13 protein-coding genes and 1 rRNA gene are annotated in these 22,004 nt (G+C 67.1%); 10 read left to right on the top strand and 4 right to left on the bottom strand.

Going from position 1 to position 22,004, the window contains the following annotated elements; translation table 11 throughout:
* The first annotated feature begins 754 nt into the window (after positions 1 to 754).
* The 3 genes from AB0E94_RS03560 to AB0E94_RS03550 all read left to right on the top strand — a co-directional run bounded on the left by AB0E94_RS03560 (position 755) and on the right by AB0E94_RS03550 (position 3,134).
* A complete protein-coding gene (locus tag AB0E94_RS03560; protein WP_360321951.1) occupies positions 755 to 1,414 on the top strand; it encodes a hypothetical protein in 660 nt (219 codons plus the stop codon).
* A gap of 280 nt (positions 1,415 to 1,694) precedes the next feature.
* Positions 1,695 to 2,441, top strand: a complete 747-nt coding sequence (locus AB0E94_RS03555; protein WP_360321948.1) for a calcium-binding protein — start codon at positions 1,695 to 1,697, stop codon at positions 2,439 to 2,441.
* A gap of 171 nt (positions 2,442 to 2,612) precedes the next feature.
* Entirely contained in the window at positions 2,613 to 3,134 is a 522-nt protein-coding gene (locus AB0E94_RS03550) for a DUF4262 domain-containing protein (RefSeq protein ID WP_360321945.1), read from the top strand.
* Positions 3,135 to 3,448: 314 nt separating this feature from the next.
* Here the strand turns inward: AB0E94_RS03550 and AB0E94_RS03545 are convergent, their stop codons facing one another.
* Entirely contained in the window at positions 3,449 to 4,852 is a 1,404-nt protein-coding gene (locus AB0E94_RS03545) for an Ig-like domain-containing protein (RefSeq protein WP_360321942.1), read from the bottom strand.
* A gap of 558 nt (positions 4,853 to 5,410) precedes the next feature.
* On the opposite strand from AB0E94_RS03545, the gene AB0E94_RS03540 reads away from it, so the two are divergent.
* The 6 genes from AB0E94_RS03540 (at position 5,411) to fxsT (ending at position 15,554) form a co-directional block, all read left to right on the top strand.
* On the top strand, positions 5,411 to 6,454 hold the full coding sequence (locus AB0E94_RS03540) for a hypothetical protein (protein ID WP_360321939.1): 1,044 nt from the start codon (positions 5,411 to 5,413) through the stop codon (positions 6,452 to 6,454).
* A 519-nt stretch (positions 6,455 to 6,973) separates the two neighbouring features.
* On the top strand, positions 6,974 to 7,147 hold the full coding sequence (locus AB0E94_RS03535; protein WP_360321936.1) for a hypothetical protein: 174 nt from the start codon (positions 6,974 to 6,976) through the stop codon (positions 7,145 to 7,147).
* A gap of 7 nt (positions 7,148 to 7,154) precedes the next feature.
* The gene (locus tag AB0E94_RS03530; RefSeq protein ID WP_360321933.1) at positions 7,155 to 9,464 is read left to right on the top strand and encodes an FxsB family cyclophane-forming radical SAM/SPASM peptide maturase; all 2,310 of its coding nucleotides are present in this window, start codon (positions 7,155 to 7,157) and stop codon (positions 9,462 to 9,464) included.
* Entirely contained in the window at positions 9,461 to 10,258 is a 798-nt protein-coding gene (locus AB0E94_RS03525) for an AAC(3) family N-acetyltransferase (protein ID WP_360321930.1), read from the top strand. Before AB0E94_RS03530 ends, AB0E94_RS03525 begins: the two co-directional genes overlap by 4 nt.
* Before the next feature lie 134 nt (positions 10,259 to 10,392).
* Positions 10,393 to 11,607, top strand: coding sequence for a TIR-like protein FxsC (locus AB0E94_RS03520; protein WP_360321927.1), 1,215 nt, complete (start codon positions 10,393 to 10,395; stop codon positions 11,605 to 11,607).
* Between the two features lie 5 nt (positions 11,608 to 11,612).
* A complete protein-coding gene (gene fxsT / locus AB0E94_RS03515) occupies positions 11,613 to 15,554 on the top strand; it encodes an FxSxx-COOH system tetratricopeptide repeat protein (RefSeq protein ID WP_360321924.1) in 3,942 nt (1,313 codons plus the stop codon).
* Here fxsT and AB0E94_RS03510 read toward each other — a convergent pair.
* Together AB0E94_RS03510 and AB0E94_RS03505 are read right to left on the bottom strand one after the other, a co-directional pair.
* Complete coding sequence (locus AB0E94_RS03510; protein ID WP_360322720.1) at positions 15,532 to 16,422, bottom strand: alpha/beta hydrolase; 891 nt, start codon at positions 16,420 to 16,422, stop codon at positions 15,532 to 15,534. The genes fxsT and AB0E94_RS03510 overlap by 23 nt on opposite strands.
* A 93-nt stretch (positions 16,423 to 16,515) precedes the next feature.
* Positions 16,516 to 19,944, bottom strand: coding sequence for an AAA family ATPase (locus AB0E94_RS03505; RefSeq protein ID WP_360321921.1), 3,429 nt, complete (start codon positions 19,942 to 19,944; stop codon positions 16,516 to 16,518).
* Positions 19,945 to 20,314: 370 nt separating this feature from the next.
* Here AB0E94_RS03505 and AB0E94_RS03500 point away from each other — a divergent pair, with 370 nt between their 5' ends.
* Positions 20,315 to 21,526 (top strand): phytase, encoded by a 1,212-nt coding sequence (locus AB0E94_RS03500; RefSeq protein ID WP_360321918.1) that lies wholly within the window; start codon positions 20,315 to 20,317, stop codon positions 21,524 to 21,526.
* 192 nt (positions 21,527 to 21,718) lie between these two features.
* Here the strand turns inward: AB0E94_RS03500 and rrf are convergent.
* Positions 21,719 to 21,835: ribosomal RNA gene (rrf, locus tag AB0E94_RS03495) — 5S ribosomal RNA — on the bottom strand.
* Between the last annotated feature and the right edge of the window lie 169 nt (positions 21,836 to 22,004).

The raw sequence follows: 22,004 nt of genomic DNA, 5'->3' as shown, positions 1-22,004 counted from the left end.
GTGTTTCTGCAGGTCGGAGGCGATTCTCGGCGGTACCGGGCGAGCGCCGAGACCTGTCCGGATCTACCCGTTGAAGATCCCGGAAGCCCGCGGAGGGCAACCACGGAGCGACCACCGAGGGTCTGGTTCAACGGTGTGAAGACCGGCGGGGCGAGTTGAGTGGGCGGTCGGACCCGACGACGCGGCAGAGTCGCACACACTGTCCGTCAGTGAGTGGGGCGGCCGGGAAACATAAGCGCACTCCATCTTGTGCCTGCCGAAAATACATCCGCGCCGGTCAGCGTGCGTGACCTGCAACGGCTCGGCCAGGCCGAAATCAAGCGCCTGATCACCGGCAGCCAGTCCGAGCAAGGACCTGCTCGGACTGCTGACTGCGGCCCGTGGTGGCCCGCCCAGCGAGGACCTGCACGAACTGACGTCGGACGCGGTTCGCGCGTTTGCGTTACTGGAGTCGTCTTGCGGACAAGAGATCGTCTATTTGCGACCCGCGCAACTTCATCGAGACAGTTCGATCACCGAAGGCCTCCCTCGTGCCCGACCTTCCAGTTGATCTTCCTGATAGCGTCGCGTCGAACTCGTAACTGATTTCGGCGGAGGTGAATGCGTCAGATTCTGATGGCGCGCCCTTCCTCGATTTCTTGGAAACATTGTTAAATGGCGTACTGTCGTGAACGTGCGAAGGCCGGGTCCTGGAAGTTCATCGCCCAAAATACTGCGACTAGCGGCTGCCCTTCTCGATGCCGAAGGAAGTTCATTGAGAACCTTCACCCGCATGCTGGCTGCCGTGATGGCGGTGGGTGTTCTCGCCGCCTGTGATGCCGGTGGCACCACGCCGTCCGCCGGCCCGCAGCCGGCGACTGCCTCCACCTCGCCGGCTACCGCGCCCAGGACACCCACACCGTCAGCGTCAGTCTCGTGTGCACTGGAGAGCCAGCCACGTCGGCTCCTCAGAACCGACGACGGCTGGTCGGCGGCAGAGCTCGACGCGTGGTCGCAGAACGCGTACCAGCTCGACGAGACCTGCGACAGCGGGCCGGAATGGCCACAAGACTGCGACCTGTTCGCCGACCTGCTCCTCGAAGGATGGCCCGGCTACCGCACCGAGGGAGTCTCCAGCATCGCCGGCCTCAGCCTCCTGAACACCTCCGGACTCACGATCGAGGAACGGGTCCTGCTGTTCCGCAGCCCCGGCAGCAACGGCCGCAGCCTGCTGGCCGAACAAGCGAAGGCCTGCAAAGCCACCCAGAAGTCGCTGTCGAAAAGCGCGGTACTCCACGAATTTCCGGCGCAGAACGGCAAGCGTCGGTTCCTCGTGATCGACCAGGTCCTCGCGATCCAACTCACCGTCCCCGAAGGCTTCAACGCCACCAAGTTGATCGAGACGGCACGCCGTCGTGCCGAAGACGGCATATGACCCCTTCACACTCTGAAATCAGACCACCGTGCCTGGGTCTGGACAGTCCGAACTGCCCAGACCCCAGGCACTCTCTATCGAGGTCGTTCGCTGGTGATCAATCTCCACGACTTTGGGTCGCTCATAGCGGCCACCGAGATTGAAAGCTGAGGTAGTTCGGGGTCGATGGTCATGCCCTGCTTGGCGAATAAGCCGGCAAGCAGGTGACACGAAAACGGGAGATGAGTCGTCCTCATGTCTCCATAGGATCTGACTCTCAGCAGCCAGGGACGGGGATCCGATGTTCAGTCTCAACCGTAAGAAGCTCGCCGTGATCGGTATCGCGGCCGCCGCCGCGACCGCGTTCCTCGCCTCGCCGGCGCAGGCCGCCTCGGCCGCCAAAGCCGAGGTCGTGGGCAAGAACGGCACCGTCGTCAAGTTCAGCGCGGCGGCCGGTCAGGCCAACTCGCTGGTCATCACGATCTCCGGCCGCACGATCACCCTGAACGACACGGTCGCCATCACAGCGGGCAAGGGCTGCAAGGCGGTCAAGGGCGACAAGACCAAGGTCAAGTGCACCACCACGAAGAAACCGACCGGACTCAACGTCACCCTCGGCGACAAGAACGACTTCGTCGACAACAACACCGCAGTCTCACTGAACGCCGACGGCGGTACCGGCGACGACACCGTCTTCGGCGGAACCGGGAAAGACACCCTCCGCGGTGGTAACGGAATCGACGACGTCCAGGGCGGTTCCGGTAACGACACCCTGTACGGCGGCACCGGCAACGACCACGTCGAGGGCGGTCCCGGCCGGGACACGATCTACGGCGGTACGGGCCACGACGACCTGATCGGCGGCGACCTCGACGGCGAACTGGCCGACAGCGGCGACACCATCTACGGCAATACCGGCAACGACTTCCTACTCGGCGGATACGGCAACGACACCCTGTACGGCGGCGCCGGCAACGACAACCTGGCCGGCGGCTCCGGCAAGGACCGACTGGTCGGCGGCCCCGGAAACGACACCACCGCCCCGTAGCCCAGCGGTCACTACACCCGACCCGGCCACCGATCATCGGCGGCCGGCCACAGCACCGCGATCCGAGGCTGGCCTGATCGGCCCATACCTACGGGCCGAGTCCTACATCACTCGTGCTGAGAAAGCCCGCCGCGGACAGAGGTACAGCAGTTGATCACCTACGCTCGGTGGGTGTTCGAGGCTTCGCGGATCTGCCGCTGCGTCATCTGTCACGACTACGGCGATCGCGAGGACTACGACGCGGCCGACCAGGGCGTGATCAGCAATGTGAATCAGTTCGGGTGGAGCGTCACCGGCGTCGCCGCCGACCGGCAGGGGCCGGGCTGGTCGTACACCATCGGCCGATGGCACCGCCGAGGCGAGCCGGAACTGGCCATGTTCGGACTCGACCTGAGAGTCATGCAGTCATGCCTGAACATCCTCGGAAAGCGCGACGGCCTCGCCGACGGCCAGTCCCACGATGACGTCGTCAACGGCTACCCGGTGCATCTGCGGGCCGTCGAGCCGACCTGGTACCGGGCCTTCTTCGGCCATGCCATCTGGTTCTACCGGCACCCACCCATCCCGTTTCTCGAGGTCGTCTGGCCGGACCGGGACGGCGGTCTGCCCTGGGACACCGGCAGCCTCGCCCAGCCACACCTCTGGCTCACACCCGCCGAGCATGTCCAAGGCACCTGGACCCAAGACGTCTGAATCGAGACGGCACACCGGCCGAAATCAGCGAGACGTCACCCAGTTCGCGCTGCCGGTCCGGCCGGCCCGCTACAACGGCGGTGAACGCGCATCCCTCTCGTGCTCGCCGCCGTCACCGATGTAACCCTCACCACCAGCGCCTTGTCGCCACAGTTCGTTCGGTAAACGGCGTTTCCGGCTCGCTCGTCACCCGATCATGCCGCCGAAGGACCGAGCGTGAACGCCGAACACCGGGTTGCCCCGCGCCTTCACCAGGCTGAGCAGTTCCTCAGTCGCGCCCGCGGCATGTCGTGTTGCTTCCGGGGAGCCGTGGGTCAGCGGCGGTAGGTGCGTTTGGTGCTGTACCTGACGTTGCCGGCCTTGTCGTACGCCCGGATCTGGACGGTGAACTTCTTGCCGTACTTCCTCGGGTTGAGCGTGAAGGTGTACGCGGCTCGGGTGTCGGTGGCCACCACCTTGCCGTTGACCAGGAACTGCACGCGGGCGATGCCGTTGCGGTCGGCGGCGGTCGCGGTGAGTGTGGTCGTCGTCTTCAGCTTCGTCAGGTTCTTCGGGGCCTTCTTGTAGGCCACCGTCGGCGCGGTGTTGTCGACGATCACCGTCCGGGTGACGAACCCGGCGTTGCCGAGGTTGTCGACACCCAGCCAGGTGATTTCGCGGGCGCCGTCGCGGCCGGCGTTCACCGTCAGCGCGTCGGCCCGCGAGCCGGTCGGGTTGTCCGGTGCCTGCAGGGCGACCCAGGCGACGCCGCGCGCGTCGGTGGCCTTGACCGAGGTCCGGAACGTCGAGCCGCGGATCAGCGTCCCTTCGGCCGGGTAGACGGTCATGGCCGGGTTGTCCTTGTCCAGGTTCACCGTGAACGACGCCGACGAGGTGAAGCCGAAGCTGTCCCAGACCTGCAAGGCCACATCCGCGGTGGCACCTGGCAGATTGGCCGGCACCCAGGACAGCGAGTGAGTGTCCGCGACGACCTGGCCGTTGACCCGCCACTCGTAACGGCTGATCCTCGACTTGTCGCGGATCGTGGGGCGCAGGACACTGACCTGTCCGACCCAGGCGCCGCCAAGGTCCACACGGCCCGGCGAGTACACATTCGCCGACTCGACCTGCTCGATGACCGGCGCCTCCGCGTCTACCACGTAGCCGCTGTCCAAGGTTGCGGTGTTACCGACCCGGTCGGTCAGCCGGAAATGCGGCCGGGTGCCGTCGGCGGTCGCGTTCCAGGTGAACTCCCACGGTGCCTCGGTACGCGTCTCCAGCACCTCGCCGCCCTGGAACAACGTGGTCATCTCGACCTTCACGATGTCGTCGGCCACCCCCGACAACCGCACGGTCACCGGGCCGACGCCCAACGTGGAATAGCGTGCCGGCGACAAGGTCGGCGACCCGACCTGCTTGTCGATGCGAACCGTGGTCGTCACAACGTCGCTCTTGTTCCCGGCCGCGTCGACCGCCCACAGACTGAGCGGGACCTCCGCGTCGTGCGGCACCTTGTCGGTCACCGTCATGCAGTACACCAGCCCACACGACACGTGATACCGCAGACCACCGAGCAGACCGTCGATCTTCACGACACCGACGTCATCGGTGACGACCGGCTTGAACCGGAACGTCCCCGGGATCAGCTGCCCCGGCGTGACACCGAGGTCGACGATCACCGGCGGCGTGACGTCCGGTACCGGTTCCTGCGCCAGAGCCGGACTCCCCGCAACGGCCAACAGACCAGCCGTGCCAGCAGCGACCAGTGCTGAGCCACGTGCCCGACGGACACCGGCACCGAAGACCATCCCGAACCCCCGTGATCGAAACCGGTCGCAGCGTAACGCATCGATATGACGGGCCGGCATCCCCGAGATCGTGACGGCGAGCGTCCGGCCCACAGCCGACCCAAAGACGCGCTCCTACGCTGCCGGACGGGTGGAAGGTAGCCCATATCGATCTGAGACAAGGACCTGACCATGCGTCGCACCTCAACCGTTTTGACCCGTATCGCCACCGTGTCGGCCGCGTTGGCGGCTGGCGTTCTGCTGGCCGCCGCACCCGCCGGAGCGGCCCTGGCGGAAGCCCCCCCCGCGGCGGCGAGACGGGCACCCTGCTGATGCCGATCATCGGCTCTGGCACTCACCCGATCGAGATCGCCGCCGACAGCTGGGGAGTCGGCAACGGGGTGACCGACACTGACGCGCCGATCTCGACCCAGGGCAGCATCCGGCACTGCCCGTGCCCTGTGGTCTGACGTCTCCCGGCACGCCTGAACCCACCGTAAGGATCTTTGAATGTCCCTGAGCAGCAGTTCCCCACTGCCGCCCACGCCCGAGCTCGACAGCAACGGCATCTTCTCCGACGAGCCGCTGCGCGAGGCACGGGAGCAGGCCCTGCGCGGTGACTGGCAGGCGGCCCGCCACGTGGTCGAGGACGCCGGGCGGGACTGGGAACTGCGCGGCTGGCGGATCGGCCGGCTCGGTCTGGCTGCCGCCGAGGACGACGGCTGGCTCGGCGCCTGGCTGCGCGCCGAGCCGGCCGACCCGACGGCGGTGCTTCTCCAGGCGGGGACGATGATCCGGCGGGCGGTGCAGGCCCGGGGTATCGCATCGTCCGCGAGGACCACCGAGGAGCAGTTCCAGGGCTTTCACACCAACATGCAGGCGGCAGCTCCGGTCCTGCGGCGGGCGATGAGACTCGCCGGGTCTGACGACCCGACACCATGGGCCGAGATGATGCGTACGATGTTCGCCGACCAGCAGACCCGGGAGGCCTCGTTCGACGAGGTGTACGCCGAGGCGCAGCGGCGTGACCCGTACCACTTCGAGATCCACCTGATGGCGGTGCAGTTGCGCCTCGACAAGTGGTTCGGTTCGCACGAGCAGAGCTTCGCCACCGCCCGCGAGATCGCCGCCGCGGCCCCGGCGGGTTCCGGCGTGACGTTGCTCCCGCTCTACACCCACCTCGAGTACGCGAAACGCGAGTTCCACTGGGATGTCACCGGCGACGTGCCCAAGGCTGCGTGCGAGGCATACCTGCGGCGGCCCGAGGTTCAAGACGAGGTGGACCGGGCCGTCGCCAAGTGGCGAGCCGGCACACCGCAGTCCGTCCTCGTCCCGGGCTGGCTGCAATGGCTGGCTCTCTACTACACCCTGGCCGGGCGGCGCGAACAGGCGAAGGCCGTGTTCGACGAGATCGGGCCGAGAGTCTGCCCTCGCCACGATTGGGCCTACTTCTGGGACACCGCACAGACCGGGTACCTGACCGCCTGGCGGTGGGCGAACGGGGGTCGACGTCCGGTTCCCGGCACGGAACTCGCCAGCACGCGGTCGGGATGACGCAGTCGCGTGACTGTCCTCCGGAGGCCGTCCGCCGTCCAGCCAGAATCGTCGGGGCGGCTGCCGCTAAGGGGCTGCCACGAACCACGCGTCGAACGATTCGGGAGCCCTTGCCGTACTGACGGATGTCGGCGCATCTCCTGCGTCGGGGCCGCTCGTTGAGGGGGGTGGTTGCGCGTCACCTGTCAGGAGAAGAACGTGGTAACACGCCGTATAGGTGTTGGTGCAATTCGCCCCATACCGTGAGGGACTGGTTTAGCCTAGCGCTAAGGCAGTGTCCTCTTTTGTGCAATCGGCGAGGCCGGGCGCGCGAACCGGGCAGGCTGGGATGGGGAGCTGTGCCGACATCCCGGACGTGGCTGCCGCCTGACCTCGGTCCGGCCGACTCCTTCGTGTAACAACTTGTCCTCAGTGGATCTCTCCGTCGTTGCCGTGCATGGTGTTCGGCGGCCGGAACCACTATGTTGGCCGCGTCGGGTGCGGTGGGTTGCTGTCCCCATAAAATCTGAAGGAAGTTCGATGACCACCTTGGCTGTGCGTCCGGAGAAGCCTCGGCTTCCGCTCGGGCAGTTCAATACCGAGCACCTGGACGATATGTCGGACGACGACGTGTCTCCGATCGTAAATCGAATCATGGCGGCGCACCTAGACCAGTCCAGGATCCCGGCGGCAAAGTTCTCCTCGTTCATCTGACTTCACCATGACTGGCCGGCAGCCCGACAGGGCGTTCGCAGAGTTCGTGGTCAAAGTGCACTCACGGTGTGATCTTGCATGCGACCACTGTTACGTCTTCGAACATGCCGATCAGAGCTGGCGCCGCCGGCCGGCCCGCATCGCTACTGAAACACTTCAGGCGGCAGCACAGCGTATCGCCGAACATGCCGAAAAACACGGTCTCGCCGAAGTCTCGGTCATTCTTCACGGCGGCGAGCCGTTGTTACTCGGGCCGGCTCGGATGCGTGAGATTCTCACTGAACTCCACAACATCATAAGCCCGTTCACGACACTTCATGTCGGAATGCAAACCAACGGAATTCTGCTCACCGAGCGTTTCGCCCAAGTGCTGGCCGATTTTGACGTCCGGATCGGTGTCTCACTGGACGGTGATCGCTCCGCCAATGATCTCCACCGGCGTTTCCGTAATGGCAACAGCAGTCATGACCAGGTCGTTCGCGCGCTCGAAATCCTGCGACGACCGCAGTTCCGCCGCATCTACTCCGGCCTGTTGTGCACGGTGGATGTCCGGTCCGATCCGATCCGGGTCTATGAGGCGTTGCTCGCGCAGGACCCACCCCGCATCGACTTCCTTCTTCCGCACGCCACCTGGGACTCTCCCCCTTGGCGTCCGGACGGCGCCGGCGCCCCGTACGCCGCATGGCTCTCCGCCATCTACCGGCGCTGGATCAGCGATGGCCGCCCTGTTGCGATCCGCCTCTTCGATTCCCTGCTGGCGCTGGCCGAAGGCCGTCCCAGTGGCACCGAGTGGGTCGGCCTCGATCCGGTCGCGCTCGCGGTGATCGAGACCGACGGCGAGTGGGAGCAGGCGGACTCTCTCAAGACCGCGTTCGACGGCGCAGCCTCGACCGGCATGACCGTTTTCACCCACTCGGCCGACGATGTCGCCGCGACACCCGAGATGGCGCGCCGGCGGGCCGGCCTGGGTGGCCTGAGCCCGGTCTGCCAGAGCTGTCCGGTGGTCGCGCAGTGCGGTGGTGGCCTCTTCGCACATCGTTACGGCTCGGGAACCTTCGATCATCCGAGCGTCTACTGTGCAGATCTGAAAGAGCTCATCATGGATGTCAACGACAATCCTCCGCCGGCGCCGACCGACGTCGACCCGTCTCTGCTGCCGCCGGCGATGCTCGACGGCATCGCGGTCTCGGCCGGGGACGGCGCCGCCGTAAAGCGGCTGGAGGAAGCACAGACCGCCATCATCCGGGCCCTGCTCGTCAAGGTCGGCCAGGGTTTGGAGACGACAGGTCCCTCCGCGCAGAACTGGGCGACGCTGACCCGGCTGGACCACGATCACCCGGACGCGGTCTCCGGCGTTCTCGCTCATCCGTACATCCGTTCCTGGGCTGTTGAACTGCTCTCCGGCGCGGGTACCGGAACCTGGCAGGGTCCTGGTTATCTGGGGTCGATCGCGGCCGCTGCGGCGTTCGCCGCAGGCGCGGCGGTGCGGGTTTTCGCTCCCGTCCGTGACGGGCGCGTCCATCTCCCGACTCTGGGCACGGTCCTTCTGGGCGCCGGTGGGCCCGCGGTCGCCGAGGTGCGGACCAACGACGGCGAGATCCGGATCACCGTCGAGGGCGAAACCGTCGCGGTACGTCCCGGCGAGCGCGCCGACGCACGCTGGCTGCCGAACCGCCGGCTGACGGCGGACGGCCTCACCCTCCTGCTCGAAGACCTCGATCCGCATCGGGACTGTCACAAGCTTCCGGCCGCCGACCGTCTGGACGAGGCGGCCGCCGGGCGGTGGGCCGACACCTTCGCGGAGGCCTGGCGGATCGTCCGGGACGAGGTGCCGGACCACGCGGAGGAATTGCGGGTGGGCCTGCGGGCTATCGTGCCGGTTCGTCTGACCGGGGACGGCAAGAGCGAGGCCTCGACCGCACGACAGGCATTCGGCAGTGTCGCTGTGACCGAAACTGATCCGGCTTCTCTCGCGGTTCTGCTGGTGCACGAGTTCCAGCACAGCAAGATGAACGCGCTGCTCGACATCTGCAACCTCGTCGATATCACCAAGCCCAACAAGATCACGGTGGGCTGGCGGCCGGACCCCCGACCGGCGGAGGCCGTATTGCACGGGATCTATGCCCACACTGCGGTGGCCGGCATCTGGCGGGTCCGGACCAGCCGGAAGATCGACGGCGCTGAGGCGGTATTCGAGCAGTACCGCGCCTGGACCACGGAGGCGATCCAGGCGCTGGAGCGGGCGGATGCCCTGACGCCGGACGGTCAGCGGCTGCTGCGAAAGGTCTCGGGGGTCGTCAGCGGCTGGCGGCCGTGACCGCCGCCCCTGTCCGGTCGCGATCCCTGCTGGCCGATCTACGGGCGATGGGCCTGGTCGCGGGCGGGGTCGTGCTCGTGCACTGCTCGATGCGGAAGGTCGGATATCTCGACGGCGGTGTCGCCGCGCTGGCGCTCGCGTTCCGTGAGGCGATCGGACCCTCCGGCACGTTGGTCGTGACCACGCAGACTCCGGGCAACTCGGTGAGCAGTGACGCCTTCCGGGCGGCGACCGCGGGGATGACCGACACCGAACGTGCGGCGTACGAGGAGCAGATGCCCGGTTTCGACGCCCGGACGACGCCCTCGTTCGGAGTCGGCGCCTTCGCGGAGCACATCCGCGGGCTCCCCGACGCCGTCCGTAGTGGACATCCGCAGACCTCGTTCTGCGCATGGGGCCCGAAAGCGCCGGATCTGATGCGGGTGCACGAACTGGACAGCCACCTCGGCGAGCGCTCGCCACTGGCCGCTCTGGAACGGGCCGACGCCACCACGTTGCTGCTCGGCGTCGGGTACGAGTCGTGCACCGCTCTGCACCTGGCCGAGTACCGCCTGCGCCGGCCGGCGGCCGTCCGGGACTACCGGTGTTACGAGATGCGCCAGGGTCGGCGGGTCCGCGTTGATTTCCGCGCGCCGCACCTCGATGCGGCCCCGTTCGCCCGGATCGGGATCGGCCTCGACCGCGAAACCTTCACCCGCAGAGGCATTGTCGGGCGGGCACCTGCACGTCTCCTGCCGATCCGGGCAGCGGTCCGGTACGCCGTCCAGTGGATGGACCGGAATCTACTTCGTTAGCCTGGTCACATCTCGGTCAGGTCTCTAGTCTGGTCTATGCATAAGTAGCTTAGAGCGACGGCTAGGGAGCAGCTTGTGATCGATTTCTGCTTGTTGGTCCGCCGTGATCTTACTGCTGACCGGATCGACCTCGAATGACGCTCGGCAGAGGGCCCCAGGCCGATGCCCGATATTTCTACCTCAGCTATGCACCGACCCCCTCCCCTGATGATCGATTTCAGGGTGATCATTGGGTCCGCAGATTCTTCGACGATCTCAATGAGGCGATCAATCGCCAGCCCGGCCGGCTGAACCGGCGCCCGGGTTTCGCTGACTTCACCGTCACCTCGACGGAGAATCGGCAGACACAATGCGATCATGCGCTCGACGAGGCGGATGTCTTCGTCCCGCTCTACTCCCGCGAATACCTCGACCGCCCGGAATCACGCCGGGAACGCGAGTGGTTCCGCAAGCGCATGGTGCGGGCCGGCCGGCCCGCCGACGGCGCGAACATACTTCCGGTGCTCTGGACGCCGTCACCGCGGATCGCGCACCGGCTCGACCAGGATCGCGCCCTGGTCATCGCCCCCGACGTCGAGGCCTATGCCGAGAGCGGCATGAGCGCGCTGTGCCGTCTCAAGATCTACGAGACCGACTACCAGAACGTCCTGCACCGGATGGCCCGGCTCATCACCGAGACCGCCGGCAACCTGCCGCTCCAGGCCATGTCGGAGACGCTGCCACCGGCCACGTCGTTGCCGCAGCCGCCGGCCGACATCCCGTTCCGGACGGTGCTCATCACCGCGGACTGGGCGCCGCCGGCCGATGCACCGTCCATGAACGGCTACGGCTCGCCCGGCCGGAGCTGGCGGCCGTTCACCGGTCAGCCGCCGATCGTCGACGACATCATCGTCGCCGTGGAGCGGTTACGGATGCCGGCCCGGATCCACGACTTCGTGCCGGATGGAAACCTGTTCGAACGCTGCCCGGGCATCATCATGATCGACACACGGGTGATCGACGCGGCCGGACTCGATGTGATCGCCGAGGCCGTCAGCTGCTTACGCAACTGGGTGGGCGTGGTGCTGATCGCGGACGGCTCGGCGCCTGATCATCGGACCCACGGCGCCGGCCTGCTGGATCGGACCGCCGGCCTCTTCCCCCCGGCCGCGGGGCTGGTGCAGGTGACCAACTACGACGAGTGGCGCTCCGGCATTCCGGGCCTGATCTACCGGATGCGGCGCCGCTACCTCGACGAGCACCCGGCCTACCCACCACCCGGCCGACCGATCCGGCGCCCCCGGCTGTGGGACAGCGGTTCACCGACGCGTGAGGGCAATGACGATCATCCTTCCGGACCCACGGAGTGAACGACATGGCGCAGCGAGACGGAAAGGTCGTCACCTTCTACTCCTACAAGGGCGGCACCGGCCGGACGATGGCCCTGGCCAACGTCGCCTGGATCCTGGCCGCCAACGGCAAGCGTGTCCTCGCCGTCGACTGGGACCTGGAGTCACCGGGCCTCGCCCGGTACTTCGCCCCCTTCATCGACCGCGACGCCCTCGACAGCGCGCTCGGCGTCATCGATCTGATCAGGGAGTACGAGTGGGCCACCGCCACCGAGGAGGACAAGGACGGTGAACGCTGGCACGAGCAGTACGCCCGCGTGCACAAGTACTCCTTCTCGCTGAACTGGTCGCACTTCCCGACCGGCGGCACCCTCGACTTCCTCTCCGCGGGCCAGCAGAACAACGACTACGCCGGCAATCTCGCCGGGATGAACTGGGACGAGTTCTACGAGCGGCAGGGCGGCGGGCACTTCTTCGACGCACTACGTGCCGACATGAAGCGGCACTACGACTACGTCCTGATCGACAGCCGGACCGGCTTCTCGGACGTGGCGGACATCTGCACGGTCCAGCTGCCGGACACGCTCGTCACCTGCTTCACCCTCAACGAGCAGGGCATCATCGGAGCGGCGAAGGTCGCGCAACTGGTGGAGCACCGGTACGACAACCGGCGGATCCGCGTGCTGCCGGTCCAGATGCGCATCGACCCGGCCGAGAAGGTCAAGGCGGACACCGGGCGGGCGGTGGCCCGGCAACGCTTCACCGCTCTGCCGAGCGGCATCACCGAGGCGGAACGCGACCGTTACTGGGCCCGGATGCAGGTTCCCTACCAGGCCTTCTACGCGTACGAGGAGTTGCTCGCGACCTTCGCCGACCAGCCCGGCGCCAGTGGCACGCTGCTCTCCGCCTATGAGGCGCTCGCCTACGAGATCACCGACGGTGAGGTGCAGTCACTCCCGCCGATGCGCACGGCGCTGCGTGAACGGATCAACGCCCGGTTCGCGCGTACGCCTGCTTCGGTGGAGAGCGAGATCGTGCTGAGGCACTCGTCCTATGACCGGGTGTGGGCCGAATGGATCGGTCACCTGCTCGTGTCGGCCGACGTCAAGGTGATCGACCCGTGGTTCGCCGATTCCGGTGACGCCGGGGCCGGCGTCCGCGAGTTGCTGATCGTCTCCGAGTCGAACGCTCTGGAGGATGCGATCCCCGCCTCCACCAACCGCTCGCCCGATCAGGTGCCGCTGGTGGTCTACGTGGCCGACGTCCTGCGTCTGCCGAACATCCCGGCCGCGCAGAGCGTGTCGATCGCCGGTCTGGAGCCCGAGGCGGCGGCCGCCCGGGTGCTGCGGCTGATCGGCCGCGAGGGCCTTCCGGCCGACCTGGACCTGCCGACCAGTCCTCGTTTCCCGGGCACCGACAACACCGTCTTCGAGGTCCGCGGCCGCAACACCCGGTTCACCGGCCGCGAAGAAGATCTACGCAAGCTCCGCATGCTGCTACGCAGCAGCCCGAAGGTCGTGCTGGCAAGCCCGCGGCCGGTCGCGCTTCAGGGGATGGGCGGCATCGGCAAAACCCAATTGGCTCTGGAGTACGCCCACCGCTACCGCGCCGCCTATGACGCCGTCTGGTGGATCGACGCGGCACAGGCCAGCCTGGTCGAGTCCGCGATCGGTGAGCTCGCGTCCTCCCTCGGCATCGCCCCGACCGAGTCGAACCGGGAGAACTCGCGGGCCGTACTCGATCGATTGCAACGCACCGAGATGCGCTGGCTGATCATCCTCGACAACGCGGAGGTCGTCGAGGGGGTCCTCCCGTTCGTCCCCGAGGGCAAAGGCCACGTGCTGATCACCTCGCGCAACGTGCAGTGGGCCGAGCAGGCCGCCGCGATGCAGGTCGACGTCTTCAAGCGGCAGGAGAGCAAACAGCACCTCGTCCAGCGGGTGCCGAGCATGGAGGAGGAGCAGGCCGACCGGATCGCGGCGTCCCTGGGCGACCTGCCGATCGCGATCGCGGCGGCCGCGGCCTGGCTCGCCGACACCGGATCGTCGGTCGACCAGTACCTGGCGGACATCGCCCAGGCCGGCCCGCAGGTGGTCCGGGACCCGGAGACCAACGCCTCGGTGGCGGCCACCTGGGAGCTGTCGCTCAACCACCTCAGGGACGCCTACCCGGCCGCGTACCGGGTGCTGCAACTCTGTTCGATCTTCGACGCGGACATCTCCGCCGACCTGGTCTACAGCGACGCGTTCGCCGAGGCGCTGACCCTGTTCCACCCACAGGCCGAGGACCGCCTGATCCGCCAGCGGCTGGTGCAACAGGCGCACCGGCTCGCGCTGGTCCGGGTCGACCTGCGCGCGGACAGCTCAGCGAGCGGTGAGACCGGCGGCGGCGGTTTCGTCGTCATGCACCGGCTGCTCCAACACGCCGTACGTGCCCGCATGAACCCCGAGGACCTGGCGGAGGCACGCCGTCAGGTGCACGGCGTCCTGGCCGCGGCCCGGCCCCGTGGCGAGGTCGACGACCCGAAGAACGCACCGGGGTTCCGCGCCATCTGGCCACACCTCGAAGTGTCGGAAGTGCCGTTGAGCCGGGTGCCGAAGGTCCGGGACCTGATGATCGACCGGGTTCGGTACCTCCAGCTGCGTGGCGAGCTCGACTCCGGCCGGCGGCTCGGCGAACAGATCGTTGCGCTCTGGCAGGAGATGCTGGACAACGAGACCGACCCGCGGGCGGCCGTGGACCTTCAGCGGCAGCTTCTGCACCTGAAGTTCAACCTGGGCAACATCCTCAGTTTCATGGGTCTGCTGAAGGACTCCCACGCGCTGGACCAGGGCGTGCTGGAGGCCCAGCGGCGGCTCCTCGGCGATGATCACCCGAACACCCTGATGACCGCCGGTGGCCTCGCCCGCGACCTGCGAGGGCTGGGCCAGTACAAGGAGGCGCTCGAACTCGACGCCCGGACGTTCGATGCGTGGAAGCTGAACCTCGGCGAGGGGCATCCGCACTCACTCAAGGCGCTCAACAATCTGGCCGTCACCCAGCGGCTGATGGGCGACTTCAAGGAGGCCCGGAAGAACGACGAGATGGTGCTGGCCGGGCGGCGTGCCAGTCTCACGGCCGGCCACCCGGACACGCTCATCTCCTCGGCGTATGTCGGGATCGACATGCGGGACGCCGGCGACTACGAACAGTCGATCGTCCGGCTCCGTACCGTCTATCGCGATCTGCTGGCGTCTCGCGGCGCGGAAGACCTGATGACCTTGCGTACGCAGATCAATCTCGCGGTCTCACTGCGTGCGGCCGGTCAGGTCGGCGAGGCCGGCGAGCTTCTCAAGGCCGCACTGAAGCTGCTGGTCAGACGGTTCGGCGACGACAACCCGGAGACCCTCACCTGCCGGCTGAGCCTCGCCATCAACCTCCTCCAGGTGGACGACTTCGAACCGGCGCGGAAGGAGATCACGGCGGTCCAGGAGGTCTACAGCCGCGATCGGGGCCCCCGGCACCCGCTCACCCTGGTCTGCCAGCTCAACCTGGCCATGGTGGCGCGGTACGCCAGAGACTTCGCGGGAGCGCGGGAACTGGCCGGCGAGGCAGCGGACCTGCTGGCCGAATCACTGGGCCGCGACCATCCGTACACGCTCTCCGGCTGGATGAACCAGGCCATCTGCATCGCCGAGCAGGAGGATCCGCCCGAAGGCCGGGAGGCGGCCGACCAGCACGCGCTCGTCCTCCTGCAACGCGCCTACGACGGCCTGAAGAACGTCCTGGGCGAGGAACACCCGAACACACTACGGAGCCGGGCGAACCTCCTCCTGCTCCGGGAGCGCATCGAACCGGACCAGTGGACCGACCAGATCGACGCCACCGCCCGCGCGCTCTCCCGACGTCTGGGCGAGAATCACCTCGCGGTGGTGGCCATCCGGTCCAAGAAATTCCAGCGCCGGATCATCGACCCGCATCCGATCTGATCGGCGGCTCGTCCGACGGCCGGATCAGCCAGGCGAGCATCTCCGGCAGTACGGCTACCGCTCCGAAGTGGGCGGTACGCCGCTGGACCTGTAGCTCGGAGGTCTGTATCTGGCTGGCCAGCCAACGGGTGTGACTGGCCGGGGTGAAGTTGTCGTCGGCGCCGTGCCACAGCCGGATCGGCATCTTGATCTCGGTCAGGGTGAATCCCCACTCCGACCGCAGGGCGAGCACGTCGTCGATCCAGCCGTCGGGTCCCTCACGCAGCGCCTCGGCATAGGCGTCGATGAGCTGCCGGCGGATCGGCACGTCGGCCACGGCCTTGCGGTCCGGCTCCGTCATCTGCGCGATGAGGAACTCGAGCAACGACGCCGGGTCGTCGACCGCCCGGGCAGCCCGTTGCCGCAGCTCCTGAACGAGCAGCACATCGTCGTTGCCCACACTGCCGAAGTCACGGACGTTCGCGTCGGTCATCCCACCGAACCAGTCGAGCCCCGCGGCGTCGGACGGCGCCAGGCCGACCAGGACGGCGGCCCGCCGGACCCGCTCCGGGAGAAGCGCGGCACAGGCCAGCGCGTGCGGGCCGCCACCCGATCGGCCCACCACGGAGAACTCCTGAATGCCCAGGTGAGCGGCGATGGCGGCAACGTCCGTCGCGGCGTCGGCAACGATCCGGCCCGGCGACCGGCTGGATCCCCCATACCCCGGCCTGTCGTACGAGATCAGGCGCACCCCGAGCCGATAGAGCACGCTCGGCCGTGGCCGTGGGCCGCTTCGGCTGCCCGGGGTGCCGTGCAGCAGGAACACCGGCTGCCCGCGTTCAGCTCCGGCCGAGTTGACGGTCAGTACACGGCCTCCCGTGTGGACGATGTGCTCATGGCCCGTCTGCGGGTGCGACAAGTCCTGCCTCCGAACAAGGATAGATAGCCGGCTCGCAGTCGGGTCTCGCCGCGACTCCGGCACTCAGACGGCATCGTGGGCCGTCGCCAAACTTCCCAGCTCCGCCAGAGCGTCAGCCAGCGTGTCGCCGCCCGGCGTCCGGCCGTACTCCCGCAGGTATTCGCAGAGAATGCGGCAGAGACGGGCCTCGTCCAGGAATTCGTCCGCGCGCCGATGCCCGAGCAGACGCGACATCGCCGCCGGCGGGATCTTCCGCCAGGCGAAGTCGGAGAACCCGCTCACGGCGATGAGCAGCCACAGGGCGGTACGGTTGCCGACCTCGGCGTCGGCGAACTGCTCGACCATCTCGGCCGAGACCACCGCCTCCTCCACCGGCAGCTCGTCCAGGCGCGCGGTCAGTCCGTCGACCACGTTCCGCACCCGGTCGACATAGCGGGCCGGGAGCCGTTTCAGCCCACGGCCGAGAATCAGCGCGTGCAGGACGGCATGGCCCTCCGGCGTGCCCACCGATTCGAGCATGGCGGGAAACTCATCGATCAGGTACGGGCAGGAGATGATCAGCTCGGGTGGCGCGGTAACCGACGTGGGCAGCCGGCTCAGTGCCAGGCCGGTCAACGCGCAGACCAGGTCGCGGGGCAGCTGACCACCGTCCTCGGCCAGGCATTCGAGCAACAGCGTCGCCGTGGTGCTGGACATCGCCTCCGGGTGCCGGGACGCACGTTCCAGCAGCCCCCGGTATTTGCGCTCGTCGTACAGCGTCAGCGCGTCCAGAGAAGGCACCGGCCAGCGCCGGGTGGAGAGGCCCACCATGTCGGCGTGCAGCCGGCCGCTCTCGAAGCTGTCCGGGTGCTGGCTCCGCCACGTGCGCTCACCGGCCCGCAACTGGCCGTAGACGGTGACATCGCCGACCAGCCTGGCCTCCTCCGCCGCCACGTTGAGACCGGCCTCGAGATGCTCGCGGCGTACCACGGTGATCCGGCCCGCGGCATCGCGGCTGAGCCAGCCGATCATCGCGAGCTGGCCCTTCTCGTCGAGGCCGGCCCGCCACAGCCGGACGGTCGAGGCCCAGGTCTCCTCGTCCATCAGGTCGGTGTGCGCCACTCCGCCGTCACCGGCGACGACCGCGGCGAGGATGACGAGGTTCGCGGTGTACGCGGCGAGCAGCCGGACCGGGTCGTACCGGATCGGTTCGTAGCGGTCGATGCCCGCGATGTCCGCCCGCTGCCGGGCCTGGGCGAGCAGCGCCACGATGGTCTTCCCGATGGCGGCACGCCGCTCCGCTTTCAGTTTGGCGCTGAGCTCCTTGGCGAACGCCATGACACCGTCCCGCTTCACCAGGGGCTGGTGCGAGAGCAGCGCGCGGATCCGCCCGGTGCTCAACTGGGCACTCGAACCGGCACGAAGATGACCACGCACGTCAGCCAGCTCACCGAGGGACTGGATGACGTGCTCCGCGATGAGGAAGTCACCGAAGGTCGCGTGCAGGAACTCGTACGTCCGCCGGGTGTCCTCGCCCTGGAGGTCGTCGGGGCCGTAGACGACGAAGAACGCCGTGGTGACGAGCTGCTCCGGGCCGAGCTGATCGCCTGGCGGGGAGACGTCGTCCATCGCCGTGCCGAGGCAGGCCAGATCGGCACGCAGGTGCGCCCGGTTCACCACCTCACGACTGCGGTTGAACATCGCGAACGCGGTGATCGCCAGCTCGTCACGCAACCGCTGCTCCCGCGCGGCCAGCTCATCGGTCGACAGCGTCTTCGGTGACTTCTCCGCCACCTGCCGCCGGATGAACGCGGTGAGCAGCCCGGTGAAGAGATCCGACTGCGAGATGGTGTAGTCCGGCCGCTGGTCGACGATGCGCTCGTTGTAATAGATCGCCAGCAGCGTGAGCAGCAACGGCTGCCGGACCAGCCCCTCTCCGTGCGCAAGCAGCTCGTGGGCGGAGAACCTCCGGAAGTTGCGCTGATGCTCGTTCTCCCGATTGACCGCGTGCACCCAGTCCACGACCTGCTGGTCGGCGAGATCCTCCAGCCGGACCATCACGGTGCCGTGCGGCAGGCTGGCCCGGTCCATCACCAGAATGCGGGACGTGATGATCGGGATGATCGAGAAGCCGAGCTCCCACTGACGCTCCTGGAACTCCGCCACCCGCTCGATGTACTGCGAATGTGCCGTGCCGGTGACCTGGACGAGCTCGTCGAAGCCGTCGAAGACGACCACCACGGTCGTCGCCTTGGTCGCCTCCCGGAGGTCCTTCCAGCGAACCCGATCGTCGGTCAGCTGCTCGAACGCCCACTCGATCTGCTCGGTGGGAGTCATGTCGCCCATCATCAGCTTCAGCGGCACCACAATGGACGTGAACCGGCTGGAGGGCAGACGCGCCGCGATGACCCTCGTCAGAAGCGTCTTGCCGGCGCCCGGCTGACCGAGAACGAGCAGCGGACGATGCGGGCTGTTCGGATCGGTCAGATAGTCACTGAGGAAACCGACCAGGTCGGCGCTCCACGGCTGGTCCTTCCACCAGGTCTCCATCTCCGGCTTGGAGTATTTCCGGTCGTACTCCGCGATGCGGAAATCGGGGCTGATGAAGCCGTTCTCCACGGCCGGGATGGCCAGATGGAAGTCGACGCCCTTGATCCGCAGAAGCGGCTGTTTGAACACCGACGTCATGTATTCGGCCAGGCGGTCCAACGATTCACGAAGCGGATCGGCGGCGAGGACCGGGACGACGCTGGGGAGACCGGACAGATTCTGGAAAAGTGTCTCCAGCGCGTCGAGCCGGTTCACCACGTGCTCGGACATCTCACGGTTGGTGCTCTCGCCGTGTTCGAGAGCCTGCCGCAGAGTACGGAAACCGAACTCCGGCAGGTCGGTGGCGAGCCGGTCGAACCGATCGTCGTAGTTCCGCATGCTGCGCTCGACCACACGGGTCCGGAGCAGTTTGAGGTCCAGCCCGCGCCGGACCTCCGGCCAGGCCGCCAGCCCTTCGCAGAAGACGATGGTGGCGTCGTAGAGAGCGACATACGCGTTCTCGACGTCGGTCCGCGCCTCACCCAGACCGCGAACCGAGGAGGGCAGCGGAAAGTGCCCGCTGTCGATCTCATCGGGAAGCGACCGGCCACGGCGATTGGCCACCGCAGTGGCCGCCTTCTCCTCGTCGGTCAATTCCAGCCGGTCGAAGTCGGGCCCGACCTCGGTCCGGAATGCGTCGAAGAACGACGACAGGGCCAGCACGGTGTGGCTGGCCTCGAGCAGTTCGTAGTACGACTTCCCGCCGGATGTCCGGATCCGGCCGTTCGGATTGCCGGTGAAGTCACGGACGACCTGCAGGAGGGCGCTCTTCGGCCCGAGCAGAGTAGCGGTGGCGCCGGCGGTGATGGCGCCACCGCCGATCAGCGCAGCCGAAAGGTACTTGTCGATCTGATTGATCCGGGAGTTGCCCGGGGCCAGTCGACGCAGAGCTTCTCGGTAGCTGAGGCTTGAACGGCGCGACATGTCGCCCCTTCCGCCGCCGGGGGCTCGGTCTGGCGAGCATACAAAACCAGGACGACGGAAAGCCACATCTCGATTCCGAAGAGTGATCATGCATAGGTGAGCGCCGATCAGCTTCCCGGGATGGCCGCGGCGCACGTCGACGCCGAGTTCCGTGGCGCGAGCAGGGCAGAACCCAAAACGATCACGATCGGGAGGCTCATGCGACGCATCCCTTGTTACCGCCTGTCGGCTACTGTTCAATCCGTCATCAGGTGCGATGCGCAGAGCAACGACCCTGTTCGAGAATGATGGTCACGGATAGGTAACGGGGGATTCGGTGTTCAACAATCAGCCACCCCCTGGTCAGGTGGATCGGGAATCGTCACCGGTCATGCAACGAACCACCGGCATTGCCGCGCTCGTCGCCCTGACCACTCTCGCCGCCGGTTTCCCGGCGTTTGCGGCCGAGCGTCCGCCTCGACAGATCACCGCCACCATCGAAACTCCGAGCCTTTTCGACGACGAGGCCGGCGGTGACGCGGACGCTGACGACCCCGCGATCTGGATCAACCCGGCCGATCGGGGCCGCAGCCTGGTCATCGGCACCGCCAAGAACGGCGGCTTGCGCGTCTACGACCTCAAGGGCCGTGAGATCCAGTCGATCGCGACGCCCGACGGCGGCCGTTTCAACAATGTCGACGTCCTAACCGGGTTCAAGCTCGGTAAGAAGAAGATCGACATCGCCGTGGTCACCGACCGCGGCCTCGACAAACTGCGCATATACAAAATCGAGGCGAACGGTCTCACCGACATCACCTCGGCTGACGTCCCGCTGCTCTTCTCGAAGGACGAGGCCGAGGTCGAGGAGCAGGCGACCGGCTACGGCATCGCCGTCTACGACCGTTACGCGGTGGTGAGCCGCCGGCACAGCACGCGGCTGGGCATTTTCCGACTCGAAGAGAAGAACGGAAAGGTCACCTACCGCACCACCGACACCCTCGACCTGCCCCGCGAGTTCCGCCTGCCGAACGGCGGGAGCTGGACCCCGTGCCTCGAACCGGGTGAGGACCCGCAGGTCGAGGGCATGGTCGTGGACGCCGAGGCGGGCGTGCTCTACGCCGCCCAGGAGGACGTCGCCCTCTGGCGCATCAACCTGGCCGGCGGCACGTTCAGCAGCATCCCGCGGGTCGTCGAGCGGGTTCGTGAGTTCGGCCAGCCCGCCACCTACGACCCGGAGACGGAGGAGTGCACCGTCGAATACGTCAACGGCTACGGCGGCCGCATCACCGCCGACGTCGAGGGCGCCACGATCTACCCGACCGGAAAGCGCAGCGGCTACCTGATCGTTTCCAGTCAGGGCGACAGCCGCTTCTTCGTCTACGACCGCCGCACCAACAAGCCGCTGACCATGTTCTCGGTCACCGACGGTCACAACGCCGACGGCGTCCAGCACTCCGACGGCGCCGCCGTCACCGCGGTCGCCCTTCCCGGCTACCCGAAGGGCCTCCTGGTCCTCCACGACGGCGAGAACACCCCGAACGACGACCGCACCAGCACCAACTTCAAATACGTCGACTGGCGTTCCCTGGGCCTGCCGTCCTGAACCAAAAAACCAGGCCGGGCTTTCTCCATACGGAGATGGCCCGGCCTTTTCAAACCCAGATTTGATACGGGCCACGACTCCGACAACCGCAGCCGACCCAGCCCCCGGCTGCGCCGCGACCGCAGTCGGCATCGTGCCCCGGAAACACGAAAAGGCCCACCCGTTATCCGGGTGGGCCTTTCCATACGTTGAGTCCGGCGGCGTCCTACTCTCCCACACCCTCCCGAGTGCAGTACCATCGGCGCTGGAGGGCTTAGCTACCGGGTTCGGAATGTAACCGGGCGTTTCCCCTCCGCTATGACCACCGAAACACCTTTCAGCAACAGCGAAGAACCAGCAACTCTCAAGCGCCGGCCAAACCTCGGCCGAGCAACCCTCAAGGTGGTTGTTCGTTTGCTGTGAATCACACAGTGGACGCGTAGCATAAATTTAAAGTGGTTAAGCCCTCGGCCTATTAGTACCGGTCAACTCAACACGT

The sequence above is a fragment of the Actinoplanes sp. NPDC026670 genome (genome assembly GCF_040638175.1).
Classification (GTDB): Bacteria; Actinomycetota; Actinomycetes; order Mycobacteriales; family Micromonosporaceae; genus Actinoplanes.
The sequence above is the reverse complement of the archived record's forward strand: the minus strand, read 5'-3'. Positions and strand labels throughout refer to the sequence as shown.